The organism is Lysinibacillus sp. NPDC093216 (assembly GCF_050280325.1).
GTDB lineage: Bacteria > Bacillota > Bacilli > Bacillales_A > Planococcaceae > Lysinibacillus.
This window is the reverse complement of sequence record NZ_JBNNVB010000008.1, coordinates 38110-56038: the sequence shown is the minus strand read 5'-3', so window position 1 is coordinate 56038 and position 17929 is coordinate 38110. Positions and strand designations below refer to the sequence as shown.

Sequence of the window (17929 nt, the reverse complement as noted above, 5' to 3'; positions counted from 1 at the left end):
CTGCTTGACGAGAGCGAGATAACTCGCAAACGTCTGATTTTAAACTTCCGTAACTTCAACTTCTATGTCGTTATCTTCATCTAATTCAACGAAATTAATAGCTGGAAATGGCCAAGTTGAGCGAGGATCAATTTTCCCTTGATTCGCAACATCTCCGTATCCTTCCATGAGTCCACCGTATAAATGCTGACTACAGAAACGAGCTCTTAGTTGTGCAATGTGTTCAACGTGTTCTTCAATAGTATGGAAATCGTAAAATACGTTTCTAAACTGCTCCATCCATTCTTCGGTAATTACACTATCATCAACTTCAATGACAAATTTATCTGTACGAACAACTTCAACCTCGAATTTTCTTTTCATAATTAAGCTCCTTCTGTGCCTTTACACTATTTATTTAAGGTCAAACTCTGTTGTCATAGCTTGACCATATGCTTTTCTTTCAAGGATGTTTATCGCATCGATGATGTTGATTATTGCTCGTGCTATATCTCCATTAATATCTACTGCATATATTTCACACAAAGCTCTCGCTTCGTTTTTAAGATTGTTTATGATTTCGTCCACTTTATTACCTCCTTGTGGTATACTGGACTTGTATATGTTGTCTGCTGTTTAATCACTCCACATGATTAAGCAGCTTTTTTATTGCCATTTAACTTCTCCAACACTTGCTTATCACAATAGAAATGTACATAAACTAACTTTTGCTTTAATGTCATGTATTTCCACGCTCTAGGCTTGATGCGCATACTTCTTCACCGCCTCGCTAAGTAATCCTCTATCCTGTAAATCCTTGATAACCCAAAGGAAATTTTGTTGATCTTGTAAATGAGCTTTTAATCTTTCAACTTCACGATTCGTTTTCTTAATTTTTCGCATGCACTCTGCTGATAAGTGGTATTCTCCACGATCGTTATGCACTCCAATTGCTACTAGTAAATCCTCGTTACAAGCCTCTAACATTGCTATTTTCAGCTTTAATTTTTCTACAATATCCATCTGAACATTCCTCCTATAAACATTGGTATCGTTTGTAACAGATGAATTGCTTGAGCACATAACTCTGGACCAAACAATATTGCTGCAGCTTCTACCTCGCAATTTGTGATTCGACACCATCTTAAAAATGTTTCTAAATCTATAACTTTGCGCCCACATTCGTATTTACTGACATGTGATTGCGTTATATTAAGCTCTTCAGCCATTTCTTCTTGTGAAATTTTTGCGTCTTCACGAAACTTCTTTAATACTTTTGTAAAGTCGAGTGATATTGCCCCCAAAACTCTCATTCCTTTCGATAGTCGATAACGGACTTAGTACATATTGGATTAGCTATTTCTACCGAGTTAACTTAATATAAAGATAAGAGGTTGATTTGCCCCAACCTCTTATGATTTCTACTAGATTGGTAGTTTGATAGAGGCCATTTGCCCTGGCCTCTCCTATTTTTGAGTAACGAATGCAAGTACACCTGTCCGTGTGTTATTTTTTATTGCCATTCGTATTCAATGATTTCATCCATAATTGGAATAACTTTTTCAGCTATCCAGTAGCGCTTGCCTTTTCCTCGGCGGCGCTCGTATAGTTTTATACGCGGATCTCTAAAGAAGGCTTCTTCTAGAGCATCACGCTCCATACTGTACATCACAGCTAACTGCTTCATAGTTACTAATTTTTTTCTTACAGCCACATGTTTTTCGAAAATAGCATCGTATTTAGCGTCTAAAGCATCGTGGTCTGTTTTGACTTCGACTTGTACAATTGCGTTCATGTTATACCTCCGTTCATTTATAGATTTTCTGAACGTTTAAGAGCATTACTCGCTTCTTGTAAGATGAAAATTATTTCGTCAATTTGCTCATAATCTAGGCTTAATGTAATTCCTGTTATTTCTGTAAAACCGTCAGCTTCATTGCCTTCTACTGTATTTATTGAAACGAGTGATAAGGCACTATCTACATCTGTATCCGTTTCAATTGCGAATTCATTTGTAAGTAAAGTGTTTTTTCTGATTAGTTCTAACATTTAAGCGCCCAACCCTTCTACTTTAATTTGATGCTTTATAGCCATCTCTTTTACAATTGCTAAGTAGATTTCTGTTAATCTTGCATCATCTGCAATCACATCGAGCTTTGTCACTTTATCTAATTTAGACTTAGAAATACCGTTTAAGGCCATTTCCTTTCTACGATTACTTAAGCGAATATCTAACTTACAACGACCACGTTCTTCTAAAATTTGATAACTTTCATTACGGACATTTCGATATGCTTCGAATCCACCACGTGAAAGAGCTATTTTATTAATGAGGTTCGTAACTTTTTTACGCCATTCAGTTGGATTAAGAGCAATAATTTCAGCTATATGATCCTGTTTAGTTTCTAATTGCAGTTGTTTTTCTTCGACTGCATTCAAGCGACGTTCTTGTTCTACACCCTGTTGTGCCATCATGGCAATTAATTCAGCAGTAGTTGGTTGTGTTAATTGACGTTCCATTTCGTTGAACGCTTGGATGTATTTCAATTTGAACTGCATTGCTTTTTGACCAGTGAAGCCCATTGCCAATAAAGTGAAACCATCTCGATTCATATAAAACATACGATATAGTTGTTTGTTTTGTGGATGTTCATAAGTCCCTTCGTGGAAGTAATTTTGAGCTTCCTCAATTTTGAGGAGACCCTCGATTTCACGCAAAACATTGTCGTGACGTTTTTCGAATGACTCTGCAACTTGTAACGATGTAGTAACTGCTTGTCTGTTTTGAATGGCTACTAAATTCATGATAAAACCTCCTATGCTAATTGTTTTTTACTCGAAATGTGTAACTTTTCTTCAAAAGAAAGTTCGTTTAAAGACATATTTAAAAGGTCAGCTATTTTAACTGCATTTTCAAAAGAAACGTTAGTTGTACCATATTCTATATTTGCATATCCAGAAACACTTTTATACCCCAACTTATGTGCCATATAAGTCATCGAAAGACCTTTAGATTTCCGAGCTTCACGCAGTTTTATTCTCATATAAAATCACCACCTTTTACTCACTTCGTGTAACTCCTATATCTGTATTGTACTTACTCATTTTGAGTAAGTCAACAGTTTTTATTCTTTTTGTGTAATTTATTACATGCAGTGTGTAAGTGATGTTAAAATCCGTGTAAAGAGGTGAAAAAAATGAACACATTAGGTGATCGCCTTACCTACTTAAGAGAGAAAAAAGGATGGACTAAAACGCATGTAGCGAAAAAACTAGGCATAAAAACTATGTCTACGTATGCTAACTGGGAGTACAACTTACGACAACCAGATAATGAAATGCTTTTAAAAATTGCTGATTTATATGAAGTGTCTGTTGATTATTTATTAACAGGAAGAGTTGATGTGAAAGTTAATGGTAAGAAGGTACTTTCTAAAGAAGAACGAGACGTAGCTAAACGTATGGACGAATTACGTGACGACTTATCATCTGCAACCGGTTTACTATTCAATGGTGAACCAATGTCGGAAGAAGCAAAAGAATCTTTGTTAGAAGCAATGGAATTCGGTATCAGACTTGCGAAGAAAAACAACAAAAAATTCATCAATAAAAAATATAGAGATGAAGAAGAATAACCGATTCGAGGGATGCAAATGGATTTTATCCAATCTAAGGTCGATGATTTATGTAAAAAATACGGTACTAGAAATCCATTCACATTAGCTAAATATTTAAAAATCGAAATTTTTTTTTGGGATTTACCTCATGACATTAAAGGGTTCTATCAATACGAAAAGCGAAATCGATTTATTTTTTTAAATAGTAGCTTAAGCATCAAAGAACAAATTATTGTTTGTGCTCATGAACTTGGACATGCGGTGTTACACACTAAGCTAAATACACCTTTTATGAGAACTAACACCCTGTTTTCTATTAATAAAATTGAAATACAAGCAAATACATTTGCTGCATATCTATTAATTCCTGATGAAAGTTTATTTGATTCATATGAGCAAATGACTATCTATGATATAGCTACCTTATATAATGTTCCTGTAGAATTAGCAGAACTGAAATTTAAGGGGCTATTTTAATACATATTTTTAATATAACAAAAGAACAGCGAGGGATTTTAATGGGATTTTTTAGTTTAAAAGAAGTATGTAGTGTTTGCGAACAAGAAGTTGGCTTAAATCGTAATCGTATTGCTGATAAAAAATGGGTATGTCCTTCATGTTTCAAAGAGGCTAACCTCAAAAAAATAGGAACTAACGAAAAAGCGATTACTAAAATGACAGTTGAAGATATTAAAAATGCTATTCTTGCACAAAAAGAAAATAAAGCAGAATTAGAAAATTTTAATCCTACAAAAAGAATTGGAAAATCTATGGAATTTGATGATGTCAATCAAAAATGGCTTATCTTATCATCAGTTTTAGGTAAACGTAATAAATCTACTGTTTATAACTATAGCGATATCGTCAACTTTGAATTACTTGAAGATGGTGAATCAGTAAGTTCTGGTGGTTTGGGGCGTGCCGTTGTAGGAGGAGCTCTATTTGGTGGCGCTGGTGCTATTGTTGGTGGAGTGACAGGTCAAAAGAAGAGTAAAGGTATTTGTACTAGTCTTAGAATAAAAATAACTTTAAATAATATAAACAAACCAACTGTATATGTCGATATCCTAAAAACAGAAATTAAAAAAAATAACCCCATTTATAAAAAGGCTTATAAAGAGGCTCAAGAATGTTTATCAGTTTTACAATTAATTTGTAATCAACAACAACCTACTACTACAATATCTGATCAACAAAGCACTTCTGTTGCAGATGAAATTTTAAAATATAAAAATCTCCTAGATATGGGAGCAATTACTCAAGAAGAATTTGATGAAAAGAAAAGTGAACTTTTAAGTAAGTAACATAAAAAGCGTTCATTTGAGCGCTTTTTCTTCAAATATAAAAGAACACGCATTCTATTAATTGAAAGGAGTGATGCCAAGACAGTAACCCAAAAGTACACCTGTCCGTGTTAAGTTCTTGGGGGAATGTCAAATGAGTTTTAAACCGAAAATGAATAGATCAAAAAAAGATAATGATTTATATTGGTACATCGATGCAGATGGTTCTAAAAAATACGCTTATCGACATCGTTATTATGATGTCTTAGGTAAACGTAAAGAAAAATCAGGCCAGGGCTATACAACCGAAACTGCTGCTTTTCGAAAATTGTTAGAAGTGAAATCTACGTTATTAAGTGGTAACGCCATACAAGTAGAACATGAGAATATGACTGTTGGTGCTTGGATTGATATATGGTACGAATCCAATGAACGTGAATGGGTAGTTACTACACAAAAACAACGAAAAAACATCATTCGTTACCAGGTGAAGCCGCTAATAGGAAAATTGAAACTTTCTTCATTGGATAAAGAGACATATAAACGAAAGTTTATTACACCACTATTAAAGGAATACAAACCATCTACAGTTAGATTGTTTCATCGCGTTTTTAAAGTTGCTGTTAATGCTGCAGTAGATGCGGAGATCATTCCGCGTAATCGATTTACTAAAGTTATTATCAACGATGAGGAACGTGAAGAACCAAACGTATTAAATATCCAGCAACTTAATCGATTGCTTGAAATTGCGGAATCAGAAGAACCTATAACTTCTTATGCCATAATTAGGACCATTGCTTTTACTGGCATCAGACGTGGCGAAGCATTAGCATTAAAGTGGAAAAATGTTGATTTAAAGAACGGTACTATTACTGTAGAAGGAACTCGTGATAGAAATGGGTACCGACCACCAAAAACAAAGAATAGTTATCGCACAATCGATATTGATGAAACTTTAATAAAACTACTAAAAAAGTATAGAATATGGAGCTCTCAAATTCTGTTAGAAGATGGTGAGCAGTTAAAAGATAATAGTTTTGTTTTTATTTCTTCCCAAACAAAAGAACCTTATGCAGATAATAGTTTATTTTATGCATTTAAACGATTATCAGAAAAAATGGGGACTTTAGTAAAACCCCACACATTAAGACATACACATGCCTCGATTTTATTATATAAGGGTGAGGATGTGGCAACCGTTGCTGAACGACTTGGAAATACCCCAAAAGTCATTTGGGAAACGTATGCTCATGTAATTGAAGATGATAAAAAGAAAGTTACAGATGTATTTGCAGAAGCTTTAAAAAATGGATGAAATCACCCTCATTTTTGGGGTTTTGGGGGAAGAATTGGGGGAGCGCTTTTCGAAAACGACTCTCATCCTTACAGCCTCAAGGGTTTAAGAATCTATAGAGCACTTCTCTCGTTAATTAAATTGCTCTGCAAAGAGTAGTTTAGAAAACCCTAGAAAACCTTTTATATCAAGGTTTTCTAGGGTTTTTGCTTTTTTATCGACAATGCACAATCATGCATTAAATATTGTTATTTTTGGGCTGACATTGGGGGAAGATTGGTGCTAATAAATTACGGTGAATGTGTGTATAGGAATGCGTGAGTAGGATTGAGGCTAATTGCTTCAATCTTTTTTTCGGGTTAACTAGTGATCCGAAGAATAAAAGAAACTATCTGTTTAGTCGATAGCCTCTTCGATAAAAAATCGGATTAAACTTTTGTTTTCCCTGTACTTTTTCTTCCAAAATTTCACCTCCTACTATTTCTCTTATTTAATACGTTTATCAATGGAAAAAGTTTTAATTTCCTATTCATTTAATTAAATATTTATTCTCAAACAAACGTCAAGAAATCATTTTATGCGATTGATACTATATCCATTAATATGCTAGCAGAAACGATTAAACGACCTGAGCCTTTAAAATCCCGGGCTCAAGCCGCTTCATACATGTTTATTATTCTCCTTGACCTAGCACAGTTCAGCATTCTAAATTTTTCTTATTTCATTTGTTGTTGCAATAGAACTCAAAATACCTATTGTCCCGAGAACTAACAACGATTTCGATGGACCAATAATTCCCAATGTTAATCCTCCTACTCCTACGACAGTTGTGAAATACCTACTATATTTCAGTTTTGATTTTGTTACTTTTGGCGTTTTCACATTTACCCTAACCATCTTATTTACCTTACTCAGAGCAGTATCTAATTGTTTAATCATTTTAGTTTACCTCCGTTAGAATTAATTGAATAAAAAATCAATAGCGGGATTTACTAATAGCAAGAAACTGGAAATCAATACATATACGCCATATTTTTTCTTTTTTAAAATACAAAGCAATCCAATAATAAACACCACAAGTGCAAGCCCAATTGATATGTAGCTGAATATTCCTATAGAACTATTTTGTTGCAAGATATCTAATATTAAATTTCTCAAAGCAAATCCCCCAATCTTAATGTTTGTTTCAGTTAGTTTACACAATGGTCATTAGTAAGATTTTTGTTTGCTAAAGAAAATGAATTTGTAAAAATTTGATATATTGAACTATCGAGTAGAAAATTGAATATTTCGCATTTGTTACAAACTAAATCTTTTTTCATCGCTGCGGTATATAAAAGTGTGCTAAAGATCCCATATGCTTTTTCTCTTGAAATTTTCACATCTAGATTTGAACGCTCTAAAACTTCATCAAAAAAATTCTTATCATTTTCTCTTAGACTTTCAATTTTTTCTTTAGGTAGCTTTTTTAAAAACAAATGATAATCTGGATTGTTGAAATTATATAATGTAGGATGCTTTACATACTCTTCAAAAAGCCAGTTCATAGCTTTTTTAAACCCTTCTATACCTGAGTTAGTCTCTATCATAGAGTGCCATTGTTCTTTCAATTGATTTTGAATCATCGACAGTACTTCTAGAAAGAGCTCTTCTTTTGTTTTATATAGCCTGTAAAAAAATTCAGTTGATATGCCAACTTCATTAGTAAGTGTATCGATGCTAGTTAATTTGTATCCTTTCGTTTTCCAACTCTGAGCACAACTTTCACGTAACTTTTGTTTAACTAATGGAATATCTTCCTCAGTAAAATTTTTAATCATTAGATCAGTTCCTCTAATTAGTATCATTTAGATCAGCCCCTTTCATTTCATACTTTAATTGTACGAATCGATTGTCTCTTTTTTCTTACTCATTCCTTACAAGTTTATTAATTTTATGAAACTTAAGATGAAACAAATGCAAAAGTAGAAATGGCTTAATCATGCTGAAAAAAGCCCTCCACGGTGCCGCACCCTAGAAGTTAGAATTGAAATTCTAACTTCTAGGGTGTTTTTTTCTGACAAAATATAGGGATGAATTTAAATTAAAAGTTGTTAAAGAATATTTAGAAAGTACTTTAGGCTATAAATTATTAGCTATGAAATATGGTATTCCTGCTGAATCTCAACTAAAAAATGGGTACGTGAATTTCCCTCTCCAACTTTTTTCGTTTAGTTCGCAATAAAAGCCCTACCATTAGGTAAAGAATTGTAGTAATAATGCCTGCCGTTGGAGAAACAAGAAATTCTTTTCCCTGAGAAATTTTAATATATCCATCAAGAATAAGTGGATTCACAAGCGCATCTTCTGTCATATGCATAAGGACAAGTGGCCAAATACTTTTCGTCATTAAATAAATTTCTGTATACATTACTGTCCAGCAAATCATCGTCACAATACCTATCAACGCAAATAGCCACCTATTTACAGGAAGTACACTAAAGATGTCACTTTCTGATAAGAACACTAAAAAATACGGGATATGCCAAGCTCCCCAAACACCACCAGCAATAAGATACAACCAAAAATCATTTACCTTTAACGTTAAAAGTTTACTTGTCAAATAACCTCTCCAAACGGATTCCTCAAAAAAGTTTTTAACAAATTGGATCAGTAAACCACCAACAAAAACTGAAATTAATGCATCCAAATTAAAATCCGAAAAATCCATCCAGCCAAATATATAGCTTACTAACAAAACTATAGTAGTGATGACAGGATAGACTAGGAGCGAGACAATATACCATTTTATGTTGCCTTTCAAATTAGGTAATAAGCCTATATCTCGCCACCCATCTCCTGCAAAGACACGTAACAGTATAGTTGTCAGCAGCGGAAATACTAGCCAAATTCCCATCCCAAGCGTGTCACCTTTAGGCTGTTCAGGGATGGAGCGATCTACAAAAACACCAAGCCAACCACATAGCAAAACAACAACTATAAAGATTATTAAGTTCCGTGTAGTTTTCACTTTTAATTCGCCTCCCTGTTTTCAAGGATTGAAATAACCCACATTGAATTGGGACAAGGAGTTTCGGGATGCAGCGCAATGTATTGGGCGATTCCTTGTATAGAACACCAAAATGCTACCGCAAGTGCCTCAGCATTTCCCTGTTTAATTTCTCCTAGTAATTGCCCCTTCTCTATTAATGAAATACTCTTTTTTATTAATTTATCTGCTTCCGTAAGCATTTCTTTTAAATCTTCCGACAAGGAATCAAGATGCTGTGCATTTTCCATTAGCACAAACATTTTTGCTGCAGATGGGTTTGTACGGATCGTGTCAAACAAATCCTCAGCAGCCGTTGTAAAAATTGCCAATGGCGATTCATTCATAAAATTAAAATCCAACTTGAGTCTTTCACACCCTATGCGAATTAACTCTTCATAAAGCTTTTCCTTAGAGTCAAAATAATGAAAAAGTAGCCCCATGCTCATATCAGCAGCTTTAGCAATATCAGCAACTTTCGTTTCACCGTACCCCTTCCGAATAAACAAATCTAATGCAGATTGTAAAATTAAAGCCCTTCGTTGTTCTTTTTGCTCATGTCTAATTGACATTTTTACCCATCCTTTTATTGAAAATATTTTCATTGAAATTGTATTCAATAAAATTGCAAATATCCCTGAAAAGTGCCCTAAAAATGAAAACTTTAATAAGTTTTCATTCCCTTTTGTAAATATCAATAAAAAAGGAACCTTTTATCTTTATGAAAGTCTAAATGGAAAATATCGGAATAAAAGAGGAAATAATGGGGGTTTCTGAACTTACTGTGATGGTAAAAACATCAAAGCAAGGGAATTAAGCGTCCAATTACTTTTAAAGAAAGTCTACTGCATATCACTTCTCATAAAAAGGCTTCACTAGCTCTCCTATTATTAGGCTTTTTGCTAGTAGCTATTTGGTTCGGATATGAGCAGGAGGTATATCATTTTAATGCTCACAGTGGTTATCCTCCTATAAGTTTAGGTTCAAAAGCAATTGTCTATATGTGCGCATTACTTGGATATACGGTCATTCTTTATTTACTGCTTGCATTATGGCTCTCCTTAAACATTTCAAAAAGAAAAAGAATTTAATTTAAATATTCTGTAAATTATGACTATTTTATGTACTTTAAAATAGTAATTACTCAATAAAAAAACGACTTAACCACTACTATTATAGTAAAAACAAAATATCAGTTATTTACTATTCAATACTTCTTTAAAATAGAACACATTTCCCAAAAATATATTTTACTTTCATAGGAAAACAATTCTTAAACCATTTTAAAATCAATATCCCTAGACAATTCAACCTTCCTCCAATCAAAAAACAAGGCTAACTTTTTTGTAAAATAATAACACGATTAAAATTAACAATTTTAATAAAAATACGAGTTGAACTTTTACAAAAAATAGAATACTATGAATTTCGAAAGGTGGTTCGCCATCATTCAAGCAATAACAATTTTTTTAAAGGGGTTGGAAATATGTCAGACGTTCTAAAGCAATTTGTTATGCCGAAAACAAACTTATTTGGACCTGGAGCAATTCAAGAAGTTGGTAAACGCTTAAATGATTTAGAAGTGAAAAAGACATTAATCGTAACAGATGAGGGCTTACACAAACTAGGTCTCTCTGAACAAATTGCTAACATCATTATAGCTGCTGGAATTGATGTAGCAATTTTCCCGAAAGCAGAACCAAATCCAACAGATCAAAACATTGAAGATGGGATTACAGTGTATCATGCTGAAAACTGTGATTCGATCATTTCTCTTGGAGGAGGTAGCGCACACGATGCAGCGAAAGGTATCGGACTTATTGCTTCGAATGGTGGACGCATTCATGATTACGAGGGCGTTGACAAATCACAAAACCCATTGGTGCCATTAATCGCTATTAACACAACTGCTGGTACAGCAAGTGAAATGACTCGCTTCACGATTATCACGGATACAGCTCGTAAAGTGAAGATGGCCATTGTAGACAAACATGTTACTCCACTACTATCAATTAATGACCCAGAGCTAATGATTGGCTTACCTCCTGCTCTAACAGCGGCAACTGGTTTAGATGCATTAACACATGCAATTGAATCATTTGTATCGACAAACGCAACACCAATTACTGACGCTTGCGCTGAAAAGGTACTTCAGCTAGTTCCTGAATATTTACCACGTGCCTATGCAAACGGTGCTGATTTAGAAGCACGTGAACAAATGGTTTACGCACAATTTTTAGCAGGCATGGCGTTTAATAACGCTTCACTTGGCTATGTACATGCAATTGCTCATCAATTAGGTGGCTTCTATAATCTACCACATGGTGTATGTAATGCTATTTTATTGCCTCATGTTTGCCGCTTTAACTTAACAGCACGTACTGAGCGTTTTGCAAAAATCGCTGAATTGTTAGGTGAAAACGTTGAAGGATTAAGTAAACGTGATGCTGCCGAGAAAGCAATTACAGCAATTGAAAATCTTTCTAGCGATTTGAACATTCCAAGTGGCTTCCGCGAATTAGGTGCGAAGGATGAGGATATTGAAATCTTAGCGAAAAATGCAATGTTAGATGTATGTGCTTCAACAAACCCACGTAAAGCAACGTTAGAAGACATTAAACAAATTATTACAAATGCGATGGGTCCTGTAGCAAAAAAAGAAGAATCACTCGAAGCTATCGCACTTTCTTAATAAGTAATCAGAAGGCATGTCTCTTGGCATGCCTTTTTTATTGAGGAAAACATTCTGTCATTGTATGTGACTCCAACACTCGCTATACTTTTCTTAAAAAGAATTGGAGATAAGAAGATGCGTTTAATATCAATATGTCCTAGTAATACCGAGCTTGTTGCTTATTTAGGTCTGACTGATCAACTTGTTGGTGTCGATGATTTTTCGGATTGGCCATTAGCAGTAAAAAACTTACCTCAGCTTGGCCCAGATTTATCAATTGATATGGATGCATTAGAGGCATTGCAGCCTGATCTTGTACTCGCATCCTTAAGTGTCCCTGGCATGGAAAAAAATATTGAAGCGTTACAAGCTAGAAATATTCCCCATATTGTTTTTAATGCTAATTCATTAGAGGAAATCGCACAGGATCTCCATACTTTAGGTAAAGCCTGTGGAGTTGAAGGGCGTGCAAAAGAAATCTCTGAGGAATATTTACAATGTATAGATCGTCTTCGCACAATTGCTGAAACAATTCCTAAAAAACCTACTCTCTATTGGGAGTGGTGGCCAAATCCTATCTTTACGCCAGGTAAAATAAATTGGCTAACTGAAATTAGTGCCATTGCTGGTGGGCAAAATCTGTTTCAAGATGTAGAACTAGCAAGCGTGCAAACTGATTGGGCAGATGTAGTAAGGCGCGACCCAGACTATATTATGATGGCTTGGGTAGGAGTTGCCTTTGAGCGTATTCAACCGGCTAATTTATTAAAGCGTGCACATGCTCAGGAGCTTCAAGCCGTTAAAATGAAACAGCTTCACGTAATGGAGGAATGGCTTTATTGTCGCCCATCACCACGTCTTATAGAGGGTGCATTAAAGCTAGCGAATATGCTTCACCCCGAAGAATATAAGCACATAATAGGGGAACGAAGGCTAAAACCATCACGTCCTGTGATAACGCCTTCGTGACCAGCATCCTGTTGGCCCGAGACCCTGCAGCGAAGTGAAGCGGCTCATCGAACGCCCCAGGAAGCTTTATTGCGAGAAAGCGAAGCGTCAGCAACAAATGTTTTATCTGTGCGAAAGCGAAGCGTCAGCAACAAATGTTTTATCTGTGCGAAAGCGACGCGTCAGCGGCAAAGCGCCCAACCGGAACGGAAATCACCCCCTCGTTTTGCCGAGGAGCCATACTTTATTTTCAACAAAACAAAACATCCCCTCAAATTTCGAAGGGATGTTTCTTTGTTTGAAGCTGAATTAAACAAACTTCACCATATGGTATTTTTTCTTGCCGCGACGAACAATGCTGAATGCATCTTCTAAACGATCTTTGCCGTCGATTACATATTCTAATTCAGTGACTTTTTCACCGTTCACGCTAATCGCACCATTTGTTACGTCTTCACGAGCTTGACGTTTTGAAGGTGAAATACCCGCTTCCACTAATAAGTCCACAATGTTTTTATCTTCTTTCGCCAATTCAATAGAAGGAACATCTTTAAACGCATCCTTCATTTCATCAGCAGAAAGTGCTTTTAAGTCTCCAGAGAATAAAGCAGCTGTAATGCGGATTGCTTGGTCTAATGCTTCTTGACCATGAATTAAGCGAGTCATTTCTTCAGCTAATGCTTTTTGCGCCTTACGTAAATGTGGTTCCTCTTCTACAGATACTGCTAAAGCTTCAATTTCTTCACGAGAAAGGAATGTGAAGATTTTTAAGTATTTTACAACATCAGCATCCGCAGCATTAATCCAGAATTGGTAGAACTCGTATGGAGATGTTTTCTTACTATCTAACCATACAGCACCACCCGCTGTTTTACCAAATTTCGTACCGTCTGCTTTCGTTACTAACGGAATTGTGATACCGAAGGCTTTTGTCTCTTCCTCATGTGTTTTACGAATAACTTCTAAACCTGTTGTAATATTCCCCCACTGGTCAGAGCCACCTACTTGAATACGGCAGTTGTAATGGTTGTATAAATGATTGTAATCAATACCTTGAATTAAAGTATACGCAAACTCAGTAAATGAAATCCCTGTATCAAGGCGTGATGCAATCGTATCCTTTGCTAACATGTAATTCACGTTAATTAATTTCCCGTAATCACGTAAAAACTCAATCGTATTTATATTGCCAATCCAGTCACGGTTATTCACTAATTGTGCACCATTACCATCTTCTGCAAAATCAAAAATACGCTCTAATTGACTACGGATACCTTGAACATTTTTATCAATTTGCTCAACTGTTTGTAATTGGCGTTCTTCAGAGCGACCAGATGGATCTCCAATCATACCAGTCGCACCACCAACTAATAAAATTGGACGGTGACCTGCTTTTTGGAATCGACGTAGCGTTAAAAGAGGCACAATATGCCCAATATGCATAGAATCCGCAGTTGGATCAACACCACAGTACAAAGATACAGATTGTTCATCTAATAATTTCGTCATACCTTCAGCATCAGTTTGTTGGTACAACAATCCGCGCCATTCTAAGTCTTGTAATAATTCGTTCGTCATTTTTATTCCTCCTAAGTGTTTAATAATTCCGTGTAGGGAGAAACAAAAAAGTCCCTACACGCAAAACATTGCATGCAGGGACGTTATAAACTAACGCGGTACCACCCGGCTTGAAGATGTCATCCATCTTCCTCTTCATTCAACCGCCTTTATCGCAGGCGCGCACGTCTAAGCTCCAAGCACGTAATTCGTCTCTACATTATGACCAGCTTTCACCAACCGCCGGCTCTCTAAACAGGGAATATAGACACTACTGCAAGCTCTTCTTCGCTAGAAAACTATAAGCATTATTCTAAACGATTCTTTTTCATTGTCAATAATTATGTTCGACCTAAATCAATATGTGCTATAATAGACAAGATTTTAGGAGGTCGATACATTGAAAGATTGGATTGAGAAAATCAATGCAAAGATCGATGAATTAATTCAACAAAAATGGATGAAGAAATTACGTATTTCAGGAAGTGTTACCTGGAACTTATTTTTACTATTTTTAGTCTTTGCATTGGTAGGTACTGTATTTGCCGGTTCAGTTGGCGCTGGCTATTTTGCGTCACTTGTAAAAGAAGAGCCACTACGCTCAAAGCAAGAATTACGAAATGAAATTTTCAACTACGATTCAACAAGTGAGATTTATTTTGCTAACGATATTTATATCGGAAAATTACGTACAGATTTAGACCGTCGAACAACAACATTAAACAATATCGCACCTGATGTTATTAATGCGGTATTAGCGACAGAGGACGAGTATTTCCGTGAACATAGCGGAATAGTTCCAAAAGCTGTCATCCGAGGGCTACTTCAAGACGTCACAAACTCTTCCACTCAAACTGGTGGTTCTACACTAACACAGCAACTTATAAAAAACCAAGTATTAACAAACGAAGTATCTTATGAGCGAAAAGCAAAAGAACTTTTACTTGCGATGCGTTTAGAGCACTTTATGAAAAAGGAAGAAATTTTAGAGGCCTATTTAAACATAATTCCTTATGGGCGTAACTCTTCTGGTCGAAACATCGCAGGAGTTGAAACAGCTGCTGAAGGTATTTTCAATGTAAAAGCAAAGGATTTAACGCTTCCTCAAGCAGCGTATATAGCTGGTATTCCTCAAGCACCTTTTACTTACACACCTTTTACAAATACGGGTGCACTTAAAAGTAAAGAAGCTCTTCAACAGGGTATTGATCGTATGAAAACTGTACTTTTTCGCATGAAAGACGCAGGTTACATTAACGAGGCTCAATATAAAGAAGCACTCGCTTATGATATTACTGCTGACTTCCGTTCACCAGAGATGCGAGCGGAAGATCGCTACCCATGGCTAACATATGAGCTTGAAAGTCGTGCGACAGAAATTATTGCTGAAAAACTAGCAGTAGAAGATGGTATTGATCCAGAACGCTTAAAAAATGAAAAAAAATTAAAAGATAAGTATACGATCCTAGCAGATCGTGATGTCCGCTCAAAAGGTTATCGCATCTATTCAACTATTAATAAAGATATGTACGATGCGATGCAAAAAGCAGCGGAAAACTTTCAAAATTACGGTCATACTTACACCGTCAAAGACAAAGACCCTGTAACAGGTGAAGAAATTGATGTTCAAATGCCTGTACAGGTTGGAAGTATTTTAATTGAAAATACTACCGGACGTATTTTAAGCTTTGTCGGTGGTCGTGACTTTGAATTGAAAAAATATAACTATGCTACACAGGCAAAACGTTCAAATGGTTCAACAATGAAGCCACTACTCGTATATGCACCTGCCATAGAATACGGTGTAATCGGTGCAGGTAGCCCATTAGTCGACGTAAAATTCTCTATTCCCGGATGGAGCCCAACAAACTATAATACTAATGATGAACGAGGACTAATCCCTGCACGTGAGGCATTAGCAGATTCACAAAACTTATCAGCTATACGTCTATATTATAGTATTCTTAACAGACGTCCTGCCGATTATTTAGTAAAGATGGGAATTACAACCTTAAAGCCTAAGGACTTCACAAACCCTGCAGCTAGTATTGGGGCCATAGAAGAAGGTATTACTGTTGAAGAGAACACCAATGCCTTTGCAACTTTTGCAAACAGCGGACAATTCATTGACTCTTATATGATTGATAGAATTGAAGACCAAAATGGAAATATTATATATAAACACGAAGTTAAACCTGAACAAGTGTTTAGTCCTGAAACTTCTTATATCGTTACAGATATGTTACGAGATGTGTTAACAAAAGGTACTGGTACAGTTGCAAGAAATACACTTAAATTCTCTTCTGACTTTGCTGCTAAAACAGGTACTTCACAAAATTATAAAGACGTTTGGTTTGTTGGTTATAACCCGAATGTTTCTCTTGGTGTATGGATGGGTTATGATAAAAATGAAACACTAGATGCATTTAATAATACGTATCAACGGCCTAGCGTGCGAATTAACAAGCTATGGGGAACATTAATGAATTCTGTGTATGATGTCGATCCACAATTAATTGCCCCTAAAACTAGATTTACGCAACCGAAAAACGTTGTTACAGCATCATTCTGTGGTATTTCTGGTTTAGCGCCTTCAGCAGCATGTGCTAATGCTGGCCTCGTGCGCTCTGACTTGTTTAACGCAAAAGTATTTTTACCTTCACAGCCTGATGATAGCTTAGCTTCCGCAAGCGTTGTTACGATTAAAGGTAAAACCTATAATGCACTTCCTAACACACCATCAGAATTTGTAAAACCAGGTGGTGCAGGTATTAATCAAGCATTCATTAAACGAATGTTAGGCAGACTTGGTGGTAACCCAGCCAGCCTATTACCAAAAAATTCAACATTATCGAATTCATCGGTATCAGCCGTTGATTTCCCGGCAGATAACAATGCGCCAGCAGCAGTAACTGCTTCAATTAATGGTAATACATTATCTTGGACAGGCTCTTCAAATGATGTAGTCGGTTACCGAGTTTATAAAGTAACAAACGGCGGTAGAACGCTTGTCGGATCAGTGCTTGAATCATCACAAAGCATGACTGTAGCAAGTGGGCAAGCCTATGTTGTTGTCGCTGTAGATATTACAGGTTTAACTTCAGCGCAATCCAATGTCGTTTCTACTGGTGGTAGTGCGAATGAAAAACAACCTGAAAAAGACAAGGAAGAAAATGTTCCACCAACTACCCCACCTACTAACGGCGAAGACTCAAACCAAAACGGAAACGGTTCGGAAAATGGCAATGGGTCAGATGGTAGTAACGGGAATAGCTCAAACAATGGAAACGGCTCGAATAACGGTAGTGGTTCTGGAAATACCGGAAACGGCTCGAATAACGGCAGTGGTTCCGGAAATACCGGAAACGGCTCGAATAACGGCAGTGGTTCCGGAAATACCGGAAATGGCTCAAATAACGGTAATAGTTCAAATAACGGTAATGGTTCCGGAAACACCGGAAATGGCTCTAACGGAGGAGACAACGGAAATACAACTCCACCGACTAATCCACCACCTACCCAATAATAAACAGGCATGGCATACTACAA

21 protein-coding genes and 1 other annotated feature are annotated in these 17929 nt (G+C 36.0%); of the genes, 7 read left to right on the top strand and 14 right to left on the bottom strand.

The window, feature by feature from the left end; all coding sequences use genetic code 11:
* Nucleotides 1–39 precede the first annotated feature (39 nt).
* The 8 genes from ACQKOG_RS11285 to ACQKOG_RS11250 all read right to left on the bottom strand — a co-directional run bounded on the left by ACQKOG_RS11285 (nucleotide 40) and on the right by ACQKOG_RS11250 (nucleotide 3023).
* Entirely contained in the window at nucleotides 40–363 is a 324-nt protein-coding gene (locus ACQKOG_RS11285) for a hypothetical protein (RefSeq protein WP_427446443.1), read from the bottom strand.
* Nucleotides 364–393: 30 nt separating this feature from the next.
* Complete coding sequence (locus ACQKOG_RS11280; protein WP_427446441.1) at nucleotides 394–567, bottom strand: hypothetical protein; 174 nt, start codon at nucleotides 565–567, stop codon at nucleotides 394–396.
* A 168-nt stretch (nucleotides 568–735) separates the two neighbouring features.
* Nucleotides 736–1002 carry a hypothetical protein gene (locus ACQKOG_RS11275; RefSeq protein WP_427446439.1) on the bottom strand — a complete coding sequence of 89 codons (267 nt, stop codon included), beginning with the start codon at nucleotides 1000–1002 and terminating at the stop codon, nucleotides 736–738.
* On the bottom strand, nucleotides 990–1283 hold the full coding sequence (locus ACQKOG_RS11270) for a helix-turn-helix domain-containing protein (protein ID WP_427446437.1): 294 nt from the start codon (nucleotides 1281–1283) through the stop codon (nucleotides 990–992). Before ACQKOG_RS11270 ends, ACQKOG_RS11275 begins: the two co-directional genes overlap by 13 nt.
* A 209-nt stretch (nucleotides 1284–1492) precedes the next feature.
* A complete protein-coding gene (locus ACQKOG_RS11265) occupies nucleotides 1493–1774 on the bottom strand; it encodes a hypothetical protein (protein ID WP_427446435.1) in 282 nt (93 codons plus the stop codon).
* A 17-nt stretch (nucleotides 1775–1791) separates the two neighbouring features.
* Nucleotides 1792–2028 (bottom strand): hypothetical protein, encoded by a 237-nt coding sequence (locus tag ACQKOG_RS11260; RefSeq protein ID WP_427446433.1) that lies wholly within the window; start codon nucleotides 2026–2028, stop codon nucleotides 1792–1794.
* Complete coding sequence (locus ACQKOG_RS11255; RefSeq protein ID WP_427446431.1) at nucleotides 2029–2784, bottom strand: Rha family transcriptional regulator; 756 nt, start codon at nucleotides 2782–2784, stop codon at nucleotides 2029–2031.
* A gap of 11 nt (nucleotides 2785–2795) precedes the next feature.
* The gene (locus tag ACQKOG_RS11250) at nucleotides 2796–3023 is read right to left on the bottom strand and encodes a helix-turn-helix transcriptional regulator (RefSeq protein ID WP_427446429.1); all 228 of its coding nucleotides are present in this window, start codon (nucleotides 3021–3023) and stop codon (nucleotides 2796–2798) included.
* Between the two features lie 153 nt (nucleotides 3024–3176).
* Between ACQKOG_RS11250 and ACQKOG_RS11245 the strand changes: the two genes are divergently transcribed.
* The 4 genes from ACQKOG_RS11245 to ACQKOG_RS11230 all read left to right on the top strand — a co-directional run bounded on the left by ACQKOG_RS11245 (nucleotide 3177) and on the right by ACQKOG_RS11230 (nucleotide 6194).
* A complete protein-coding gene (locus ACQKOG_RS11245) occupies nucleotides 3177–3614 on the top strand; it encodes a helix-turn-helix domain-containing protein (RefSeq protein ID WP_427446427.1) in 438 nt (145 codons plus the stop codon).
* 18 nt (nucleotides 3615–3632) lie between these two features.
* The gene (locus ACQKOG_RS11240; protein ID WP_427446425.1) at nucleotides 3633–4073 is read left to right on the top strand and encodes an ImmA/IrrE family metallo-endopeptidase; all 441 of its coding nucleotides are present in this window, start codon (nucleotides 3633–3635) and stop codon (nucleotides 4071–4073) included.
* A gap of 41 nt (nucleotides 4074–4114) precedes the next feature.
* A complete protein-coding gene (locus ACQKOG_RS11235; protein ID WP_427446423.1) occupies nucleotides 4115–4900 on the top strand; it encodes an SHOCT domain-containing protein in 786 nt (261 codons plus the stop codon).
* A gap of 133 nt (nucleotides 4901–5033) precedes the next feature.
* Nucleotides 5034–6194 (top strand): tyrosine-type recombinase/integrase, encoded by a 1161-nt coding sequence (locus ACQKOG_RS11230; RefSeq protein ID WP_427446421.1) that lies wholly within the window; start codon nucleotides 5034–5036, stop codon nucleotides 6192–6194.
* Between the two features lie 684 nt (nucleotides 6195–6878).
* On the opposite strand, the gene ACQKOG_RS11225 is transcribed toward ACQKOG_RS11230, so the two are convergent.
* From ACQKOG_RS11225 to ACQKOG_RS11205, 5 genes are all read right to left on the bottom strand, one after another.
* Nucleotides 6879–7112, bottom strand: coding sequence for a hypothetical protein (locus ACQKOG_RS11225; protein ID WP_370075741.1), 234 nt, complete (start codon nucleotides 7110–7112; stop codon nucleotides 6879–6881).
* Nucleotides 7113–7133: 21 nt separating this feature from the next.
* Nucleotides 7134–7331, bottom strand: a complete 198-nt coding sequence (locus ACQKOG_RS11220; RefSeq protein ID WP_370075743.1) for a hypothetical protein — start codon at nucleotides 7329–7331, stop codon at nucleotides 7134–7136.
* 32 nt (nucleotides 7332–7363) lie between these two features.
* On the bottom strand, nucleotides 7364–8020 hold the full coding sequence (locus tag ACQKOG_RS11215) for a TetR/AcrR family transcriptional regulator (protein ID WP_370075745.1): 657 nt from the start codon (nucleotides 8018–8020) through the stop codon (nucleotides 7364–7366).
* Nucleotides 8021–8340: 320 nt separating this feature from the next.
* A complete protein-coding gene (locus ACQKOG_RS11210) occupies nucleotides 8341–9183 on the bottom strand; it encodes a CPBP family glutamic-type intramembrane protease (protein WP_370075747.1) in 843 nt (280 codons plus the stop codon).
* A gap of 2 nt (nucleotides 9184–9185) precedes the next feature.
* The gene (locus tag ACQKOG_RS11205; RefSeq protein ID WP_370075749.1) at nucleotides 9186–9773 is read right to left on the bottom strand and encodes a TetR/AcrR family transcriptional regulator; all 588 of its coding nucleotides are present in this window, start codon (nucleotides 9771–9773) and stop codon (nucleotides 9186–9188) included.
* A gap of 914 nt (nucleotides 9774–10687) precedes the next feature.
* Here ACQKOG_RS11205 and ACQKOG_RS11200 point away from each other — a divergent pair.
* Both ACQKOG_RS11200 and ACQKOG_RS11195 read left to right on the top strand, forming a co-directional pair.
* Nucleotides 10688–11893 carry an iron-containing alcohol dehydrogenase gene (locus ACQKOG_RS11200; protein ID WP_370075751.1) on the top strand — a complete coding sequence of 402 codons (1206 nt, stop codon included), beginning with the start codon at nucleotides 10688–10690 and terminating at the stop codon, nucleotides 11891–11893.
* A gap of 117 nt (nucleotides 11894–12010) precedes the next feature.
* Nucleotides 12011–12844: a cobalamin-binding protein gene (locus tag ACQKOG_RS11195; protein ID WP_370075753.1), complete on the top strand. Its 834-nt coding sequence runs from the start codon at nucleotides 12011–12013 to the stop codon at nucleotides 12842–12844.
* Nucleotides 12845–13132: 288 nt separating this feature from the next.
* Here the strand turns inward: ACQKOG_RS11195 and tyrS are convergent, their stop codons facing one another.
* The gene (gene tyrS, locus ACQKOG_RS11190; protein ID WP_370075755.1) at nucleotides 13133–14401 is read right to left on the bottom strand and encodes a tyrosine--tRNA ligase; all 1269 of its coding nucleotides are present in this window, start codon (nucleotides 14399–14401) and stop codon (nucleotides 13133–13135) included.
* Nucleotides 14402–14474: 73 nt separating this feature from the next.
* Nucleotides 14475–14678: a binding site (T-box leader), on the bottom strand.
* A 102-nt stretch (nucleotides 14679–14780) separates the two neighbouring features.
* On the opposite strand from tyrS, the gene ACQKOG_RS11185 reads away from it, so the two are divergent.
* Nucleotides 14781–17906: a transglycosylase domain-containing protein gene (locus ACQKOG_RS11185; protein ID WP_370075757.1), complete on the top strand. Its 3126-nt coding sequence runs from the start codon at nucleotides 14781–14783 to the stop codon at nucleotides 17904–17906.
* The last annotated feature ends 23 nt before the right edge of the window (nucleotides 17907–17929 follow it).